16 protein-coding genes and 2 tRNA genes are annotated in these 17269 nt (G+C 64.9%); 7 read left to right on the top strand and 11 right to left on the bottom strand.

Annotation, left to right across the window (positions count from 1 at the left end):
* Positions 1-12 precede the first annotated feature (12 nt).
* Entirely contained in the window at positions 13-699 is a 687-nt protein-coding gene (gene mtgA, locus Q0982_RS04295; protein WP_299392098.1) for a monofunctional biosynthetic peptidoglycan transglycosylase, read from the top strand.
* Between the two features lie 44 nt (positions 700-743).
* On the opposite strand, the gene Q0982_RS04290 is transcribed toward mtgA, so the two are convergent.
* From Q0982_RS04290 to Q0982_RS04270, 5 genes are all read right to left on the bottom strand, one after another.
* Entirely contained in the window at positions 744-2462 is a 1719-nt protein-coding gene (locus tag Q0982_RS04290) for a S8 family serine peptidase (RefSeq protein ID WP_299392096.1), read from the bottom strand.
* Between the two features lie 3 nt (positions 2463-2465).
* Complete coding sequence (locus tag Q0982_RS04285; RefSeq protein WP_299392094.1) at positions 2466-3083, bottom strand: hypothetical protein; 618 nt, start codon at positions 3081-3083, stop codon at positions 2466-2468.
* Positions 3083-3637 (bottom strand): RNA polymerase sigma factor, encoded by a 555-nt coding sequence (locus tag Q0982_RS04280; RefSeq protein ID WP_299392092.1) that lies wholly within the window; start codon positions 3635-3637, stop codon positions 3083-3085. The genes Q0982_RS04285 and Q0982_RS04280 overlap by 1 nt, the downstream gene beginning before the upstream one ends.
* A gap of 42 nt (positions 3638-3679) precedes the next feature.
* Positions 3680-4894, bottom strand: a complete 1215-nt coding sequence (locus Q0982_RS04275; protein WP_299392089.1) for a hypothetical protein — start codon at positions 4892-4894, stop codon at positions 3680-3682.
* Between the two features lie 131 nt (positions 4895-5025).
* Positions 5026-5724, bottom strand: coding sequence for a hypothetical protein (locus Q0982_RS04270; RefSeq protein ID WP_299392087.1), 699 nt, complete (start codon positions 5722-5724; stop codon positions 5026-5028).
* Between the two features lie 37 nt (positions 5725-5761).
* Here Q0982_RS04270 and Q0982_RS04265 point away from each other — a divergent pair, with 37 nt between their 5' ends.
* Complete coding sequence (locus Q0982_RS04265; protein ID WP_299392084.1) at positions 5762-6277, top strand: hypothetical protein; 516 nt, start codon at positions 5762-5764, stop codon at positions 6275-6277.
* On the opposite strand, the gene Q0982_RS04260 is transcribed toward Q0982_RS04265, so the two are convergent.
* From Q0982_RS04260 to Q0982_RS04250, 3 genes are all read right to left on the bottom strand, one after another.
* Complete coding sequence (locus Q0982_RS04260) at positions 6240-8243, bottom strand: hypothetical protein (protein WP_299392082.1); 2004 nt, start codon at positions 8241-8243, stop codon at positions 6240-6242. The genes Q0982_RS04265 and Q0982_RS04260 overlap by 38 nt on opposite strands.
* A 420-nt stretch (positions 8244-8663) precedes the next feature.
* A complete protein-coding gene (locus Q0982_RS04255) occupies positions 8664-9905 on the bottom strand; it encodes an O-antigen ligase (RefSeq protein WP_299392079.1) in 1242 nt (413 codons plus the stop codon).
* On the bottom strand, positions 9839-10921 hold the full coding sequence (locus tag Q0982_RS04250) for a glycosyltransferase (RefSeq protein ID WP_299392077.1): 1083 nt from the start codon (positions 10919-10921) through the stop codon (positions 9839-9841). The genes Q0982_RS04255 and Q0982_RS04250 overlap by 67 nt, the downstream gene beginning before the upstream one ends.
* A gap of 226 nt (positions 10922-11147) precedes the next feature.
* Between Q0982_RS04250 and Q0982_RS04245 the strand changes: the two genes are divergently transcribed.
* Positions 11148-11224, top strand: a tRNA-Pro gene (locus Q0982_RS04245).
* A 30-nt stretch (positions 11225-11254) separates the two neighbouring features.
* Here Q0982_RS04245 and Q0982_RS04240 read toward each other — a convergent pair.
* Entirely contained in the window at positions 11255-12016 is a 762-nt protein-coding gene (locus tag Q0982_RS04240) for a class I SAM-dependent methyltransferase (RefSeq protein WP_299392074.1), read from the bottom strand.
* Positions 12017-12146: 130 nt separating this feature from the next.
* Here Q0982_RS04240 and Q0982_RS04235 point away from each other — a divergent pair, with 130 nt between their 5' ends.
* On the top strand, positions 12147-12617 hold the full coding sequence (locus Q0982_RS04235) for an ASCH domain-containing protein (RefSeq protein WP_299392073.1): 471 nt from the start codon (positions 12147-12149) through the stop codon (positions 12615-12617).
* 66 nt (positions 12618-12683) lie between these two features.
* Here Q0982_RS04235 and Q0982_RS04230 read toward each other — a convergent pair whose 3' ends face one another.
* The gene (locus tag Q0982_RS04230; protein ID WP_299392071.1) at positions 12684-13832 is read right to left on the bottom strand and encodes a branched-chain amino acid ABC transporter substrate-binding protein; all 1149 of its coding nucleotides are present in this window, start codon (positions 13830-13832) and stop codon (positions 12684-12686) included.
* 281 nt (positions 13833-14113) lie between these two features.
* On the opposite strand from Q0982_RS04230, the gene Q0982_RS04225 reads away from it, so the two are divergent.
* The 3 genes from Q0982_RS04225 to Q0982_RS04215 all read left to right on the top strand — a co-directional run bounded on the left by Q0982_RS04225 (position 14114) and on the right by Q0982_RS04215 (position 15112).
* Positions 14114-14527: a VOC family protein gene (locus tag Q0982_RS04225; RefSeq protein WP_299392069.1), complete on the top strand. Its 414-nt coding sequence runs from the start codon at positions 14114-14116 to the stop codon at positions 14525-14527.
* Positions 14439-14981 carry an ETC complex I subunit gene (locus Q0982_RS23785; RefSeq protein ID WP_322096945.1) on the top strand — a complete coding sequence of 181 codons (543 nt, stop codon included), beginning with the start codon at positions 14439-14441 and terminating at the stop codon, positions 14979-14981. The genes Q0982_RS04225 and Q0982_RS23785 overlap by 89 nt, the downstream gene beginning before the upstream one ends.
* A gap of 54 nt (positions 14982-15035) precedes the next feature.
* A tRNA-Arg gene (locus tag Q0982_RS04215) sits at positions 15036-15112 on the top strand.
* A 423-nt stretch (positions 15113-15535) separates the two neighbouring features.
* Here the strand turns inward: Q0982_RS04215 and Q0982_RS04210 are convergent.
* Entirely contained in the window at positions 15536-17209 is a 1674-nt protein-coding gene (locus tag Q0982_RS04210; protein ID WP_299392066.1) for a patatin-like phospholipase family protein, read from the bottom strand.
* Positions 17210-17269: the final 60 nt, after the last annotated feature.

The following is a 17269-nucleotide window of genomic DNA, read 5'->3' as shown; positions in this document are numbered from 1 at the left end:
GCTCTTCATCCGATGATCCGACCGTTCTCCTCCAAGGTGCGGCGCTGGGCCCTCTGGGCGTTGCTGATCGTCGTATTTGCACCCCTGGCGCTCACGGTGATCTACCGCTTCGTACCGCCGCCGATCACCCCGCTGATGGTCATCCGTCTGATCGAGGGGCAGGGGCTGAAAAGGGACTGGGTGTCCTGGGACGAGATCAGCCCGCATCTGAGGCGCGCCGCCGTGGCGGCGGAAGACAACCTGTTCTGCGAGCACGACGGTTTCGATTGGAGTTCGCTGGAGAGTGCCGTCAAAGCCTACGCCGAGGGACGCCGCGCCGGAGGCGGCAGCACCATTTCGATGCAGACGGCAAAAAACCTCTTTCTCTGGCCGAAACGCTCCGTCTTCCGCAAAGCCCTGGAACTGCCTCTGACCACGTCCCTGGAAGTGCTCTGGCCGAAGCAGCGCATTCTCGAGGTCTATCTGAACATTGCCGAGTGGGGTCCCGGTGTCTATGGGGCCGAGGCTGCAGCGCGTGCCAGTTTCGGTGTCGGTGCCAAGGACCTCAGCCTTCGCCAGGCCTCGCAGTTGGCTGCCGTTCTACCCAGTCCCCTCAAGTGGCGCGCTCACCCGCCGGGGGACTATGTCGCCGGGCGAGCGGCGACGATCCGCAAGAGGGTGGGTCAATTGGGTCCTTTGCTGGACTGCGTCGCCGGCTGATTTGCTTTGGACGCTTTGCCGAGCTGACGTCAGTCGAAAACGTCCTAGCAGCCCCCCGGCTGTTGCAGCAGGCCCCAGCCGAAGGTGCTGTCGCGCCCGGGCGAGCCAAGGTCGCGGGCGGTGTTGGTCAGGCGCTGTCGCATCGCTTCGGCGGAAACGTCCGGCTCGAGGGCGAGCACGACGGCTGCCGAAGCCGCGACGAAGGGCGCGGCAAAGGAGGTGCCGCTGCTGTAGCGGCCGCCGCGGCCGCTGCGCGCGCTCCAGACATCGACGCCAGGTGCGGCAAGATCGATGTAGTCGCCTCGGTTGGCTTCGGTGTAGGGCTGCAGCGCCGCATCGACGGCCGTTACCGCCATGACCGGTGCGTAGCCGGCGGGAAAGACCGGGGCCGCATTCGGCCCCTCGTTGCCGGCGGCGGCGATCAGGATCATGCCGCTGCCGTGGGCCCGCTCCATCGTCAGCCGCAGTACCTGGTTGCTTGGCCCGGACAGGCTGAGATTGACGATGCGCACGCCTTGCTGCCCGAGCCAGTCAATTGCCCGTGCAATGGCATCGGTGGTGCCGACAACGCGATCGTTGTCCCTTAAACCGAAAATCGCCGCCGCGTAGAGACGGGCGGAGGGAACAAGGCCGGCGGTGTTGGAACTGGGATCGCCGACAATCAGAGAGGCGATCGCCGTGCCGTGGTCGGGCGGTGCGGGTTTGAGGCCTGAGGTCAGGAAGTTCTTTGCGAGAACGCGGCTGTCCTTCAGGGCCGGATGCCCGCCGTCGACCACGGTATCGATGAGACCGACGTCAACCTCAAGCCGGCATTCCTGCAGCGGCTCTGTCCAGCCGATCAGGTCCTTGGCATAGTGCCGCGGCTCCGCCGCGGCCTGTGGACCGTACAGCGTGTTGGCATCGAAAAGCGTGGTGGGGAAGGTCTGGCGCAGGGAATCCAGGGCGGTCGGCACGTCCTGTCCGCCGGGAATACCGAGCCGCATGAGGGCAAACCCCAGCACCGGCAGTTCCTGAAGGGAACGCACGGCATACCCCAGGCTTGTCAACTGCTGCGCCAGGGCGGTGGCGTCCTGCAGGGTGCCGGTAATGGCCAGAACCTCGTCATCTTCCTGATCGGGGCTGGCGGCCTGGGTCGGCGGCGGGACAGGCAGGCCCGGCAGTGTCGGCGGGCCCGGGCGCTCGGTCGCGGTTCCCGGTGTCTGCGGCGCCGGACGCTCCGGCTGGCGCGGTCGGTCGGCCTGCTGTGGCCGGTCGGTCGGTTGCCGGGTGCCTGGCCTGCGGTCGGGATCGATGGTGTCGCGTTGCGGATCGATGGGAATGTTGGCGGAATCCGACTGCGGCCGCGCGGGCGGACAGATCTGCAGCGGGCGGCGCTGGGCGCTGGTCCAATTCCCGCTGCGGTCCTCGATGCCCAGTTCGTACCAGCTGCCCGGCACCAGTTGCCTGTTGCGCGGCACGGTCGCCAGAATGCTGCGGTCGGTCCAGCGGGTGATGGGCAGTTCGACGCGGTGGGCGGAATCTCTCATGATCAGCGACTTGCCGCCGGCGCGCCCGAAGTTGCTGCCGCGCACGACGATGCGGTCGCCCGGCTCGACACAACTGACCACGCCAATCCCGGTGATCCGCGGGGCGGCGCCCTGGTCGCTGGCCGGCACCTGGGCGGCTGCCGGATCGGCAAGACCGATCATCAGGGCAACCACCCCGGCAATCCGCCCTACACTGGCGATCCGCCCTACACTGGCGATCCACAGGACGCCCTGCACAGGTCAGTTCCTTTCAGCGAAGGTCACCACGTCGCCGCGGGCTCTCAGCGCCGCAAGCGCGGCTTCGATCTCGGCAGAGCCGCCGTCGGTCGCCTGCAGGCTCAAGTCGTAGATTCCAAGAGCGCTGGGGCCCCCGGCAATCGACGTGCCGGCAGCCTGCAGGACCTCGCGGATCTGCTGCTCCGTGGCGTCAGGCGCAAAGGTCACCTGCAGAACCGCCGGACGGAATCCTTTTGCCGTATCGACCTCGCCGTCCGGCCCTCCGGTCACGATGACGCCCGCCTGAATGACAACGGCCAGACAGGCCGCAACGGCCAGTGGGCGCCACCAGGAAGCGATGGAGACGACCTTGCCGGTTTCGGCCGGCGCCGGCGCCTGCTGCTCGCTGAGGCTGATCTCCCGCCGCAGGCGCTTCAGTCCCAGCTCGCCGGGGCTGTTCTCGATGCTCTCTTCTTTCACCTGCTGGCGCATGGCCGCAAGCAGGGCGACTTCGTCGCGCGCATGCGCATTGCTTTCCAGGTAGGCCTCGACCGCCTGCTGCTCCTCGACACTCAGGGTCCCGTTTACATACCACGGGAGGAGGAGGTCCAGGTCCTCGTCTCGTTTTCCGTTCTCAGCCATCACAACAGTCCCATCTCTTTGAGCCCCGCGAGGCACTTCATCAGTGCCTTCTTCGCGTGAAACATTCTTGTCTTCACCGTGCCCTCGGGGCAGCCCACGATGGAGGCTATCTCGCCGTAGGGGAGGTCTTCGAAGAACGCCAGATGAACCACGCTGCGGTGTGCCTCTGAGAGTTGATCGACACAGTGACGCACTTGCTCGGCATTCTGGGCTGCGGAGAGCGTTTCTGCGGGATCCGGGGAGTCGTCTTCTGCGATTTCCGGATCCAACTCCACGCTCTCACCTGGCTTGCGTCGGCGTATCCGGTCGATTGCCTTGTGGTGAGCGATACCAAGCACCCATGTGCTCACCGCGGATCGTCCTTCAAAGCGCCCGGCGCTGCGCCAGACCTCGAACATGACCTCGTTCAGTACGTCGGCGGCATCGAAGGAATCGTTCAATTTTGACCGGATAAAGCGGTAAACGCGACCTTCGTACTGCCGGTAAAAGTCGTCCAAGGCGGTTTGGTCGCCGTTGGCCATGCGACGAAGCAGCTCTCGATCGTCTTGTGTCAAGAGAAGTCCTCACGGCAAGCGGCGACCCGGGTCCGAGGACGCCTAAGGTTTGTAGATCTCTCTGACCGAACTGGACCCGATGACAGCGCCCTTAGCATCAATTGCGCTGATCTTCCAGAGATAGCGGCGATCGCCCGGCAACTGGGCGAGGGTGAAATCGGCCAGACGGGCCTCGGTTTCGCTGCCCTGCACGAAGATCCCGGCCAGCGGAACCTGGTCGTCCGTCTGCCCGGTCTCGGGTGACGGATCAAGGGGGATTTCACTGCGCACTGCCTGAGTATCGACGGGGGCCGCCGGGCCTGCCGGCGCTGTGAAGAGCTCCAGGTGATAGGTCGCCGCGCCGGCGAGCGCGGTCCAGGCAAAGCGCGTCTTCTCGGTCAGCGCTTCGCCGGGGCGCGGCCCGGAGAGCAGGATTTCCCGCAGCGGATCGACGGCAACCGTCGCGCTGGGCGGCGTCACGTAGTACTGCAGTATGGGCTGCCGGAAATCGGTTTCCGGATTGGTGATCCGAAAGCGCACCAGATTGGTGCCTTCCGTTGCGGTGGGCAGGCGCGGCGAGGTGACGACAGTCCGTCCGCTCGCGGCGATGCCCTGGCGTACCAGGGTCAGCGGCCGAAAGACCGGCGTACCGGCTGTCGAACTGCCGCTGGCCACTTCCCAGACCCCGGTCAGCAGACTGGCGCCGGTCGTGTTGATCTCGGCTACGGCCCGCAGGTCACCGTTCTTGGGCAGCACCTGGGTGCGCGAATCGTCGAAGAAGGACAGCGATACGCGCTGAACCGAGAATTCGGCCGATCCGGGCCCGGCGGGGACCACCAGGACCTCGCCATCTTCCGACCCGGTCTCGACGCTGTCTTCAAAGCTGCGCCGTATAACGATGGGGCTTTCCTGCTTTATGGCCCGATAGACGAGCGACTGCGGGATGCTGACGGTTTCCCGGAAAAGAAACGTCTCGGGCGTTTGCTCGCCTTCGGTCGTCTGCTCCAGGCGGCGCCCTATGGTGGCGACCACCGAACCGTTGATCAGCAACTCCGCGCGCTGCGATCCGATGGTGCCGGGGGACGGCAGCATGCTGACGATGCTGCGGCCAACACGCCAGGTGACGGCGATGCTGCTCGCGCCCGTCGCTGCCACCTGCGCCTTGTTCGGCGACGGTTGGACGGTATCCACCGCGGCCGCGGCCGGCAGGGCTGAAAGCATCAGAGCCGCCGCTGTGGCGGTCCGTGCGAGGATGAGGCGGGTTGCTCGTGGGCACATGATTTTATTCCTTGCCTAACGATCCGTTGCGCAGCAAAGCGTCGGGCCACCGGGCCTTGGCTGCGGTTCTCCCGTTGGTCGCGACGGCCGGAGCCCGGGTTCAACGGCGGGTAACGGTGTTCGACAGGGCGTTACGGCTTGTAGATCTCCCGCATAGCGCTGGCCCCCAGCACCGCGCCGTCCTCGCCGATTGCGGTCACGATCCAGCGGTAGCGCCGTTGCGCCGGCAGGTGGGCCAGTGTGAAGTCCTTCAGCCGTGTTTCGGTGACCGCGCCAGGCAGCACAATCCCTGTGAGAGGTCCCGCCGCCGGCGCAGGTTGAGGGTCCGGGCCCGGGTCCAGCGGCAGGCTGGCGACGACCTCGTCCTGGGACGGCGGTTCGTCCCGGACGGGAAGGGCTGGAAAGAACTCCAGCTTATAGGCTTTGGCGCCGGGCACGGCCTGCCAGGCGAAGCGCGTCGTCAGGGTCAGCGGAATTCCCGGGCTGGGGCTGGTCATCAGCAGCAGCCGCGGTTCCTGGCGCTCAGGCAGGGGGCTCTCCGGCGTTACGTAGTACTGCAGTTCGGGTTCATCGAAGACGGTCGCGGGGTCGGTGATGTTGAGCCGCACGAGGTTGGTGCCCTCAAAGCGCGTCGGCAGGGGCGGACTGGTGATGAACACCCGCCGGCCGCCGGCGACGTTCTGGCGCACCAGGGCGAGCGGGCGGAAGACAGGCGCCCCCGACGTTGTGGTTGCCGGTGCGATCTCCCACTGCCCGACGATCAGGCCGGATCCGGTGGTGTTGATCTCTGCAATCGCGCGCAGCCGGCTGCCCTTAGCGAGCACCCGCACGCGTGAGCGGTCATCGAAGGTGAGATCGAGCCGCCGTATGGAGAAGGGCTCCGAGCCCGGCCCTCCGGGAAACAGTGCTGCTGTGCCGGTATCTGAAAAAGGACCGGTGTTGTCAGAGAAGGTCCGCGATACCAGGATCGGAGCGCCGGATTTGGCAGCGCGGAATGCCAAGGCCTGCGGTATCAGCAGGGTCTCCACGAAAGTTGCGGACTGGATACCGCCACCACCGGGGAAAGCACGCGAGAAAGTCCCGCCAAGTGTGCCTGCACCAACGCCTGCAACAGAAAGCTGGGCATTCGGTGAGGAAAGGGTGCCGGCCGGCGTTGCCGTTCGGTTGACGCGCCAGATGATGGTCACGCTGGACGTACCTTGCAATCCGATCGCCGCTTGGTTCGGCGTCGGATCAACGGTGATGATCACCTGTGCCTGGGCTGTCGATGCCCCCCAGGTCACGCAGAGAACGGTGACCAGCAAGGCAACAAAAGCAACAATCGATCTCATCATAACCCGCACCCTCAATAACTCACCGGCAGCGACAGCCGGAGCGTGGTGAAGGCCTGATACTGCACATCGTCCTCCGGGCTGACGAAGTCGTCATTCCGCGTTTCCTGGATGAAGCCGTTGAAGGCCAGGGCAATGCCCAACGTGTTGACGTCGGGCTGCCGCAGGGTCCAGACAACTTCGCCGCTCAGGCTGCTGGTGTCCGGTGTGTCGCCGTCGCCGGTCCGAACGTTCATATTGTAGGAGAAGCTGGCCGCCAGGGTGTCGGGGATCACTGTGATATCCGTTGCAATTCCCAGGTTGATGGTCCTGTTGGCCTTACCGCTATCCGTGTCTTCAAAGACGTCGTATTGGACGCTGGGCGACAGGGTCAGCCAGTCGTCGATCAGGAAGTAGCCGCTCAGACCGGTCGTGTTGTTGATGCTGTCGTTGCTGACGTTGATCTCGTCGTCGAAGGTGTAGATCGTGTGCGACAGGTTCCAACTCCAGGTCTCGTAGTTGGACCCGGTGTTGAGGGTGAGCGACTTGCTAATGTTGTTGGCGTCATCTTCCGGGAAGTCCACCGACCGCTCGACCCTGTTGATGTCGGTGACCGAAGCGGTCACGCCGAAGAAGGGTTGCCCGAACCACGGCAGGCTGCCGTCTTCTGAGGGCTCCACATAGGGTGTGTAGGTCCCGTTGAAGTAACCGTTGAGAATGCGGTCGGTTGCCAGGAAATCCAGATCGTCGACGTTGTTCAACTGATGGTCGACGCGAAGCTGCGCAGCGAACTGGTCCCAGAAGAAGTCCGTAAAGACTGAGGTCGTCTCCCGGTCCGCCTGGATGGACGGATTGGCGAGGCTCTGGAAGAAGGTGTCGACCTGCTCGCGCTGGGCGCTAACCGTCCAGTTCACGACACTGCCGTCCAAGGTTGTGCCGCGCAGCGGTTCGACGGAGGCGAGGACGGAGTAGGCGTTTGCCGTCTCCGCATCGAAGCCGACGTCCTTGCCATCGAAGTCAAAGCTGGCCTCGGCAAACTCGCCGCGCAGGCGCAGGCTTTCGTCGAACCAGAGGGTATCGGCGGCGACGGACCAGCCGTCGCCTTCGTTGATAACCTCCTCGGTGCCGATGCCGAAGCCGCCGTCACTGCCTTCGCCGCTGTAGTAGACGCCGGTCAGCAGGATGTTGTCCTGCAGCGCCTCGATCGGCCGGACGGAGATGGATGCCCCTTCGATGCGCTCCTCGTCGTGGCTGATCCCCAGGACATGGCGCGTACCGACAATGGATTCGGTGCGCAGAACGAAACCGGTCGCACTGAGACGGTCGTCCGCGGTGCCGGCCCGGATCGAGACGCCGCGGCGGTTGAAGGCCGACATGATCAGGCTTTCGATGCCGGTGTCGTGGTTGCCGGCGGTAAGTCCGGCGAAGAAGTCCTCGTTCTGAAAGTCGCCGTCGATGCGGTACTCGCCCAGATCCAGGTTGCGGTCGTTCAGGCCCAGCTCAAGCTGCGAGTTGTAGATGTAGTTGCTTTGTACAGAGACGCGCCAGTTCTCGTCGCCGGCGGAGGCTTCCAGGTTGCCGCCGCTTTCACCGGTCACGTGCTGCGGGGGCGTGTCGAGGCCGCCGTCCAGCACCCGGCCGTTGACCTCGCCGGCCAGGTCCGCGTTGACGGAGAAGTCGCGCACCAGATCGGAGAAGCGGACTTCAACGACCCAGACGCCGCGCTCCAGGATGCTGCCGTCCTCGCCCCGCTCTATCAGGCGCACCGTGTGCTGGCCCGTGCTGAGGGCTTCGGGCGGGCTGATCGTGATCTGGCCGGGCCCTGTGGTGGCGAAGGCGGTCATGTCGATATCGTCGATCTCGACCGCCAGACGGTCGTATACACCCGCGTCCAGGTCGGGCGGCAGCGAGATGACAAAAGGATCATTCCGGCCGCGGGCCTCGCCTTCGGCGCGCTGCAACTCCGGCACCCAGTCCTGAGCCCAGGACACGGACGCACCAAACAGAAATCCGGCCGCCAGCATAGCGCTGCCCAGCACCGGACCCCACAAGGTCCGCGGGTGAAAAGCACTCTGACCGGCCCTGCACCGGCCGCACACACCAAAACCGGGCGTGGCTCCCTTGTTGCCACGTCTTCCCTTACGCATGGCCCCTGCCTTTCGCCCCACCCCCCCGGCGGTCGAATAGAGGCGACTCTCCCACGCCCCCTAATATCCTGAAAGTTGCGAGAAAGAAAGGCGCAGCGTGAACCACCAGCCCTTTTTTGCCTCATTTTCTGTGGTTTTGTTGCGTGCGGCGCCCCAGAACCTGGGAGACTTTCCGGCCTAAAGCAGTGCCGGAGGCCGCTTCTGCAACCAGCAGGGGAGCCCTGGGCTTGAAGGTTTCGGCGCGGTCAGTCCGCGCGGCAGCGTCGACCGCATGGTCCTCTAGCCGGTCGAGAAGGCAGCACCGCCGGTTCGCTAGGGCGTTGGGCCGGCGGTCTTTTCACCCGGTGCTGGGGAGTGCGTGCGCTGGGCGCGAATCATGTGGCCCGCCAGCAGAGCCAGGGGAAGCCAGATAGTGATCCATTCCCGGCCGAGGTTCTGCACCAGTGTGCGGGTGTCGAACAGCGCCGCCACAAACCCGAAGACCAGGAGCACGAGGTAGATCGGCTTACCTTCGCGCGCGACCCTCAGGGCACCCGCGGCGCCAGCGGCGAAGAGCGCTCCAAGCAGAAGCGTGGCCGGCACGCCGCCGTAAAGATGATTGGCGAGCAATAGATTGTGTGGCGAGCGGGATAGCCCATGTTTACCTTCGAAGCTGATCTCCACCAGGCTGCCATGACCGAACCAGGGCCGCTCGGCGATAGCCTGAAGCGCTTGTTGCCAGAGGGCGATGTGTCCGCTGGATCCCCTGGCGAAGAGCTCAGAAACCGGTCTGAAATCGACGGAAAGGCCGACCAGAATGGCGGCCCCCAGGAGGCCGACGACGGCGATCGCAAGGCGGCGGTGCGCCAGGGCAAATGCGCTGCACAAAGCCGCGGCCAACGCCAGGAGCGGACCACGGCTGGACGCCATCAAGATGAACGCCGCACAGAGCGCCATGATGACCAGCCACAAAACGCGTTCGCCTTTGCCGCTTGCCTGGGGAAGCAAGGCTAATCCCGCCACCAGGAAGATGAAACCGAAAAGAGTTGACCCGATGACCGGCTGTGCCGCACGGCCGAATCCAGCCAGTCTCCAGTGATCCTTGTCGAGGGCGGGCAACTGAATGAGGAACACCAAGATCAGACTGGCACCGCCGACCAGGCAGAACCATCGGAACAGCCGGCTTTCGAAGGCATCCTCGTTGACCGCCAGGAGCACCGTGACCGCGAAGAACAGGAAGACGAGCAGGCCGACGCGCAGCAGATCCGCCATTGCTAGCCAGCCAAGACCGTTGCTCCAGGCTGCCGACAGGAAGAAGTAAGCGATGTAGACTGCTGCAATTTGCACGATCCTGGCATTCCAGAGCCAACGCGGTTGATTGGCGTGGAGGTAGAGTAGAAACACCGGCAGGGCCAGAAAGTAGAGCAGGCTGCGGTGTCCACGAGTCTCAAGAACGAAACTCGCGCATAGGATGACGACATAAACTGCAGTGACGACGTGGTCGCGGATCAGCGCAGCATGGACTCGTTTGGCCGCTGTGCCGAGGCTACTGGCGTCGATGTCTCTTGTTGCCAAGGATAGGTCTCTGAAGGCTGTTCCCCGAAGCTGCGCTCTAGGATGTAGTTCGCTACGAGATCGGACGCAAACATCGAATGGGCGGCGGCCCAGCCGGCCTTTGCGATTGCGCGGCGCTGGTCATTGTTGCGCGCGAAGTGGCGCAGCTTGTCTACGATCTCATCCAGGCTGCTGAAAAAGACGACCTGCTCTTCGCCAAACAGGTCCTGAAAGCCAGTGGTTCGAGAGACAAAGGTGAGCAGGCCATTGCCCAGCAATTGGCTCATGCGGTCGGAAGCGTAGAGATAGACGTCGTCAGGTCGGCTGATGCTGATTCCCATTCGCGCGTTCGTCAGAGCGGCTAGGTATCCGGCACCGAAGACCGGCGGCTTGCCGGGATTGCAGCGGATGTCGGCGCGCAGCTGGGGCACTCGGCTGACCGCCTGTTCGACGACGTCGACGCGGTGGTCTCTCACGCCGACGGCGAAGAAGACATCGTAGTCCTGGTCGCTGTGGGCGAAGGCGCGCCCGGTATCTATGGCGAGATCGACCGGATTGGGGATGAAGTGGACCTTTGCCGCTTTCTCGGCCAAAAGGCCGTGGATAGGCGCCGCGGTGGTCACGAAGATCCCATCGGCAACATCGGCGCGTCGCGCCAGTCGGCTGCGGTTTGCGGCATCCGTTAGAGCGTCGACATTGCGGTAGGCGATACGCAAATCCGGGTTCTCGTACCGGATTTCGGCGAGCGTCGCGTTCTGAATCAGTTCGCAGTGGCCAAGCAGGAGCAGGTCCGGCCGAAAGTTCCGACAGCTTGCGATCAGTTTGCGGTTGGCCGCCATGCCACCCGTTATGGTAGAGAGAATAGGGGTTGATGCACGCGCTACTTCACGGTCGTTGAAGACATTTACATTGCAGCCGAGCCTGATGAAGCCGTGCAACAGCTTGGGCATGATCATGTAAAAATCAGCGCCAAAGTCTCGCCCAAAGACGTTGCCGACGATAAGAACCTTGAGCCCTTCGTGTCCTCTCGCACTCATGAATTCGCTGTCCCACCCCGTGCAAGCTCCCAAACAGAGGCACAACTTGAGATTAAGTGCATTGAACTGCCCACTGCAAGCTGGCTCACGGTGGCCCCCAAGCGCGGCCCAAGACGCCCGGTCCTGACACCCAAGACGTGTTGCGCCCGATACCCTCGACGTGGCGGTTGCTTCTTCTGCTTTGCCATTGCGAAAGCCTGCAAGACTGCTTAGCTTGCCGGCGGTCCGGGGCGTAGCTCAGCCTGGTAGAGTGCCTGCTTTGGGAGCAGGATGTCGGAGGTTCGAATCCTCTCGCCCCGACCACAAGCCGACGACCGTCGCCGCCGCTTCCGGTCAGGCTTTCTCGAGCAGAAAGGCCACCGAGTTGGGCCGCATCCGCAGGTAACGCAGGCGCTCCGCCGGCAGATCGGCGTCGGGCGGCGCGACCGGCTCGTCGAAGTCGACGACCCTGAGACCGCTCTCGGCGATGGCCCGCCAATAGGCCGAGAGCGGCCGGTGATAGCTGGTGAAGACCGAGGTGAAGTGGTTCCACGGCGGGTCCTCGACAGCGGCTTCGTCGAAGTAACTCCAGGACCAGCGGTAGGTCACCTCACCGGAGTCACTGCCGACGTCGTCCAGCGGAAAGCAGGGGTGCAGAAAGACCAGGGCCGCGCGACCGCCCGGCCGCAGGACCCGGGCAATGGATCGCAACGCGGCGCGGTGGTCCGCCACATCGTGCAGCACATAGTTGGAGACGACGCGGTCCTGGCTCGCATCGGCAATCCGGGAGAGGCCGGCGCAGTCATCCTCCATCAAGGTCATCCCAAGCCCTTGCGCGGACGCCAATCGGCGCGCCAAGGCAATCATTTCTCCGGAAAGATCCACCCCCGTAACCCGCGCGCCCTTGCGGGCCAGCTGGCGGGCGAGGTAGCCGGTGCCGCAGCCGGCGTCGAGCACGTCCAGCCCGCCGATGCTGCCGAGGAAGCGCCAGAGCACCGGGTCGCTGTTCAGGCGGCGGTTGAGGTCGCCGTCGTCGCCGACCTGACGATGCCAGTCCTCGGCCTTCTGGTCCCAAAGCTCGCGGTCGCTGAGGGCGGTCTTGCGCTTGGTGGGCATGGGGTCGCCTCTTTGCGGGTGATGCGGAGCGAGCAGTTAATGGCGGGTGTTGCGAAACGATTCAAGAGCGATATCCTGCTGTGCAGAAGCCGCACTCAAGCAACAGGACAGGCACCGGGAAAGGATGCCCATGGGCGAACTGAAAGAGGTGGCGGCTTATCGCGAACGGGTGAAGGCCGATCTGGGATTACCGGCCGAGACGATCATTGAAGCCTTTCATTTCGGTGATTCGCCGGGCTTTGCGGATGAACTTGCCGAGCTCGTCGTTTCGGGCCCCAAGCGGGCGACCGTCGGTTGGGTTGCGGAGGCGGAACTTGACGGCGACACTCTGCCGGAAGTCGGTGCCCACTTCATTGTGCTGGACGGTTCGGGCCGTCCGCGCTGCACCATCAGAACCACCGAGACACGTCGCGGTCCCCTGATGTCGGTCGACGAGGCCTTTGCCTGGGACGAGGGCGAGGGCGACCGCACGCTTGCCTGGTGGCTTGATGGGCATCGGCGCTATTTCGCCCGGCGTTCGCAAGTCATCGGTCTGCCCTTTGACGAGAATGAAAGCGAACTGCTGTTTGAGCGCTTCGAGGTGGTCCATCGGGCGGTCTAGCGGGTGGGCCCAAGAGACGGGGCGGCAGGCCCGTTGCGCGCAACGGCCCGCCGCCATGCCGGTCCGTCAGTCCTCCAGCTTCGAGGCGTAGTCGTAGCTGCCTTCGCTCCAGCGATAGACCACGTAGCCGGGAACCGAGACGTCGCCCTTTCGGTCGAAGACAATCTCGCCGAGAACACTGGCGAAGTCGTGGGCTCGCAGCGCCGCTGCGACCGCCTCCGGATCGACGCTTCCGGCCTTCTCCGCAGCCTGCGCCCAGACTTGCACCGCCGCGTAGGCATAGAGGGTGTAGCCCGCCGGCTCGACGCCGTCGGCTTCGAAGCGCTCGACCACCGCACGGGCGGCCGTGTTCTTGCGCGGGTCTGCCGAGAATGTCATCAGCGTGCCTTCGGCCTCGCCGCCTGAGACGCCCCAGAAGTCGGGACTCATCAATCCGTCGCCCGCCATGAAGGTCGCCTCCAGGCCGGCTGTCTTGGCCTGGCGCAGCATGAGGCCGATCTCGGTGTGGTAGCCGCCGACGAAGACGAGATCGATGTCGGCCTGCTTCAGCTTGCTCACCACGGCTCTGTAGTCCTTCTCGCCGGCGGTGTAGGCCTCATCGAGCGCGATGGTCTGGCCGAGCGCGGCGAGCTTGCGGCGGGTCTCCGTGGCCAGACCCTTGCCGTAGGCGGACTTGTCGTGCAGCACCGCCACCCGCGCCTCGGGCATGGTGCGGTGGATGTAGTCCGCTGCTACCTCAGCCTGCTGATCGTCGCGGCCGCAGACGCGGAACACCAGGTCGCTGCCGTCCTCGGTCAGCTCCGGGGCGGTGGAGGCGGGGGAGATCATGAGGAGGCCTTCCTCCTCATAGACCTTCGAGGCCGCGATCGAACTGCCGGAACAGGCATGCCCGGCGACGAAGACGACACCCTTGCCCACCAGGCGGTTGGCCACCGCCACCGCCTGCTTGGGATCGCAGACATCGTCTTCGATTGTGAGTGTCAGTTCTTCCCCGAGGACGCCGCCGCGGGCGTTGATGTCGCGCACGGCCAAGGTGGCCCCATGGCGGAATTGTTCGCCGAAACCAGCCAGGGATCCGGTCATGGGACCGGCGGTGGCTATGGGGATGTCGGCCAGGGCCGGGCCGGCGGCTGCAATCAGCAGCCCCGCCGCGGCCAGAGTCCGGCAGAGAGCGCGGGGAAAGGGAGTTCGGGAAAGGGGAGATGACCACGTCATGGCACGTCGCTCCTATGGCAGGTTCACGAAATTGCGGCGCGGCACCCGTTCCCGGCGCCGGCCGCAATTCGGCCGGACGACGGAAAAGCGCGGTCACGGTGGCCGTGATTCGTTTCAGCGGAATGTCTGAACGGTAACGCCCGGGTCTTCGGCCGGCATGGCACCCAGACCCAGGCTGCATGGCTGCGGCTTGGCCGAGCACGGCGGATGCGCGCCGCGGCGCAAGCCGGTAAGCTGGCGGTTCAGTCGAATCCCTGCCGGCACCCCGGAGGCCCAATGCCATGGCTCTCGCCAGACTCGATCACGTCAATATCAGGACCGCAAACCTGGCGAAGATGGTCGCCTTTTATGAAGAGGTGCTCGGCTTTGTCAGCGGCGACAGGCCGCCTTTCGGCTTTCCCGGGGCCTGGCTTTATTGCGGCCAGGCCGCGGTGGTCCACCTGATCGGCGTGCCTGAGCAACCGGCGCCCGAAGGCGAGCTGCGCCTGGAGCATTTCGCCTTCTCGGCCAGCGGGCTCGCCGGCTTTCTGACGGTCCTGCGGGACCGCGGCGAGGACTACCGGATCAGCGTGGTGCCCGGCTTTCAGATCATCCAGGTCAACATCCATGATCCGGACGGCAATCACATCCACGTCGACTTCCAGCCGGCCGAGGCCGCGGCGGTGTCGGACGAGCCGGCCCTCGAAGCCGTTTGACAGAGGCTGTCTGAACGGGGCTGTCTGGAGGGGGGCTGGGCCCCTCATCAAAGGCATTGCGCCGGTTCGGGCAGAAGCTATCATGCGCCCGGTTTGCGGGCGGCTCGGCCGGTGCTGCCGCCCCTTCATGATCGAAAGCGCTTCGTCTATGCAGGTACGGATCTATCAGCCACCGAAGACGGCCATGCAGTCCGGCCGGGCTCGGACGAACGTCTGGATGATGGAGTTCGAGCCGACCGCGGCACGCCAGGTCGAGCCTCTGATGGGCTGGACCTCCTCGGCGGATACCCGGTCCCAGCTCCGTCTCAGCTTCGACAGCCTGGAGGAGGCGATTGCCTACGCCAAGGCCGAGGGCCTGATGTATAGCGTCGAGAAGCCGAGAGAAAGATCAATTAAACCAAAAGCTTATTCTGATAATTTCAAGTATGATCGCAAGGGTCGCTGGACCCACTAGCGCGGCACTCTGCTCCGGCACCCTGCTCCGGGGGCCGCGCAGGCCCACCTTTGAGCGCCCGTAGCTCAGCTGGATAGAGCAACGGACTTCTAATCCGTAGGTCGCAGGTTCGAATCCTGCCGGGCGCGCCATCCCTTCCGGAAGGGTCGCACCACAATCGGCGCGCCGCATCAGGCTAGCGGTCGCGCTGATCGTTGCGTTCCCAGAACGGGCCGGCGCGCAGGGAATCGGGGTGTCCGAAGGAAGATCCCGACGGCGCGCTGCAGGCCGCCAAGACTGCACACATCAATGCTGCCACGGTTACGGTCACCAGGCGTTTCCGGGGAGTGGGGGCGGCGGGCAGGCAGATCATTGCGGCAGGGTCTCCAGGCAGCGTTTCGGCGGTAGGGGCAGCGATGCGTCGCCTTCACCACCGCCGCCGATGTGTTCTCTTTCCTATATAGGACAGCTGGGCCGCCGACCCAAGGCACGCCTTCGCGAGCCCGGTGCGGGACTGATCTGCTCCCGCGCCGGAATCGATCCCCCGACCGGATTGGTGCCCCTGCAACTCCGCCTTAGGGCTGGCCCGGCTGGTCGAAGTCCCGGAGCGGCGCCAGGCCGCCGGTGATCTTCGTCATCACCTTGCGGGTCAGGCGATCTTTGAGGGAAAAGTGCAGAACCAGCTTTGCCGGCAGACGGAAGAGGCCGAGAAACTGACCCAGTTCCTCGTCGATGGCGATCCCGCCGAGGGCGGCGATGCGCTCGCGGACCTGCAGTTCGATCCGCTCCAGCGCGACGCGCTGCGGCTGTGGCCGGTCCTGCTCGGGGATCGGCTCCTCCTCCGCCAGCTCGGCGGTCATGGGAATGACGGGGAGGGCCGCATGGAGCTCTCCCTTGGAGTCCGGCACTCTGCGAACCTCGCCGTTGCGGTCGCGCACATGCCAGGCGGTCTTCTGCTCTGCCGTCATGGCATCGAACAGCCTGTTGGTCTGGGGCAGCGCCAGATAGCGCCGCAGAAAGGAGCGGCAGTTCTTGCGCCCCAGCAGGTAGTCATGGCGGCGGAACGACTCCTGGAAGAAGCCGCCGAACCCGCCCAGCGTCGAGGAGGCGATGGCATGACGGGTCTGGCGCCCGCCGGCGGTACGGCGCGACGGTGAGATGATGAAGCGGGAGTAGTTGTCCGAGCTTTCGGCAAGGGCGAGCTCTTCCGGCTTGAAGCGGGCCTGGTTGACGAGGGCATCGAACATCTTGAGAAGCACCGGCAGCAGAAGGTCGCTGTTCTCGGCGTCGGGGTCGAAGTCGATCCGGTTGGGAAAGGGGTCGATCATCACCACCGCGCGCTGGGCGCTTTCTCCACCGCTGTCATCGGGCAGTTCGTTGTCGCCGAAGAGATGGCGCCGCGCCAGCTCCAGGGGCTCATTGTTCATCAGGCCGCCGTCCACGGAGACGAATTCGTAGGGGTCCGGGCCCGCAGAGCCAAAGTCCGGGTCGCGCCGGTCCGGGCGGTCGAAGTAATCGGCGAGGGGGCGTGACAGCACCTGGGGACTGAGACCGACGGGAAAGGCGCCGGTCGCAAGCGCGGCCCGTGCCAGGTCCGGCCAGTGGCCGTTCGGACAGTCATCAGGCAGAAGGGGCCGGAAACCGTCCGGCGCCGCGGCATTCCATGTGACCGCAAAGCGCATGGCGTCCATGTGGTTGGTCATGCCATAGGAATCTGCGCTGCCGGTGCCGAACAGCTTGAAGCCGTAGGGGACGCCGCGCAGGTTGGCCACCGTCAGAAAGATGGCCAGAGGATCCGCGACCCAGGGTCTTTTGAAACGTTCGCCGGCCATGTCCAGAGAGCCGCTGGCGATCTCCCAGAGCGCAGTGGAATCGAGCGCCGAGACAAGCGCACGGCGCCGCGCGAGGTCCCGCCGTCCGAGCAGCTTGTCGATATCGATCTGGCGCACCCAGGAATCGTAAAGCCGGTTGCGCTCGGGGCTCGTCGCATCGCTCCCGGGGCGCTGATGATCCATCCTGTGCATGAAATGCACGGCGGAGATCGCCGAGGTCATGCCGCCGGCCGAAGCGCCCGCCAGGACCGGCACCTTCACGTTGTGACGGGGGCCGTTCCAGTCCGCGTGTTCGCGCGCGGCGTAATACCCATCCAGGGCTTCGATCAGAAAGTCCATCACGCCTGCCGTATAGGCGCCGGCGGAAATCGCCCCCGCCATGACAAGACCCAGCTGAAACTCAGCATTGTTTGCCATCGCTGTCTCTCCTGCGGTGAACGATGATGGACCCGAAAGCGCTGCGCACCGCGCAGCAGC

It is taken from the genome of Pelagibius sp. (assembly GCF_028281305.1).
In the GTDB taxonomy this organism is placed as follows: Bacteria; Pseudomonadota; Alphaproteobacteria; order Kiloniellales; family Kiloniellaceae; genus Pelagibius.
This window is presented reverse-complemented; position numbering and strand designations above follow the sequence as displayed.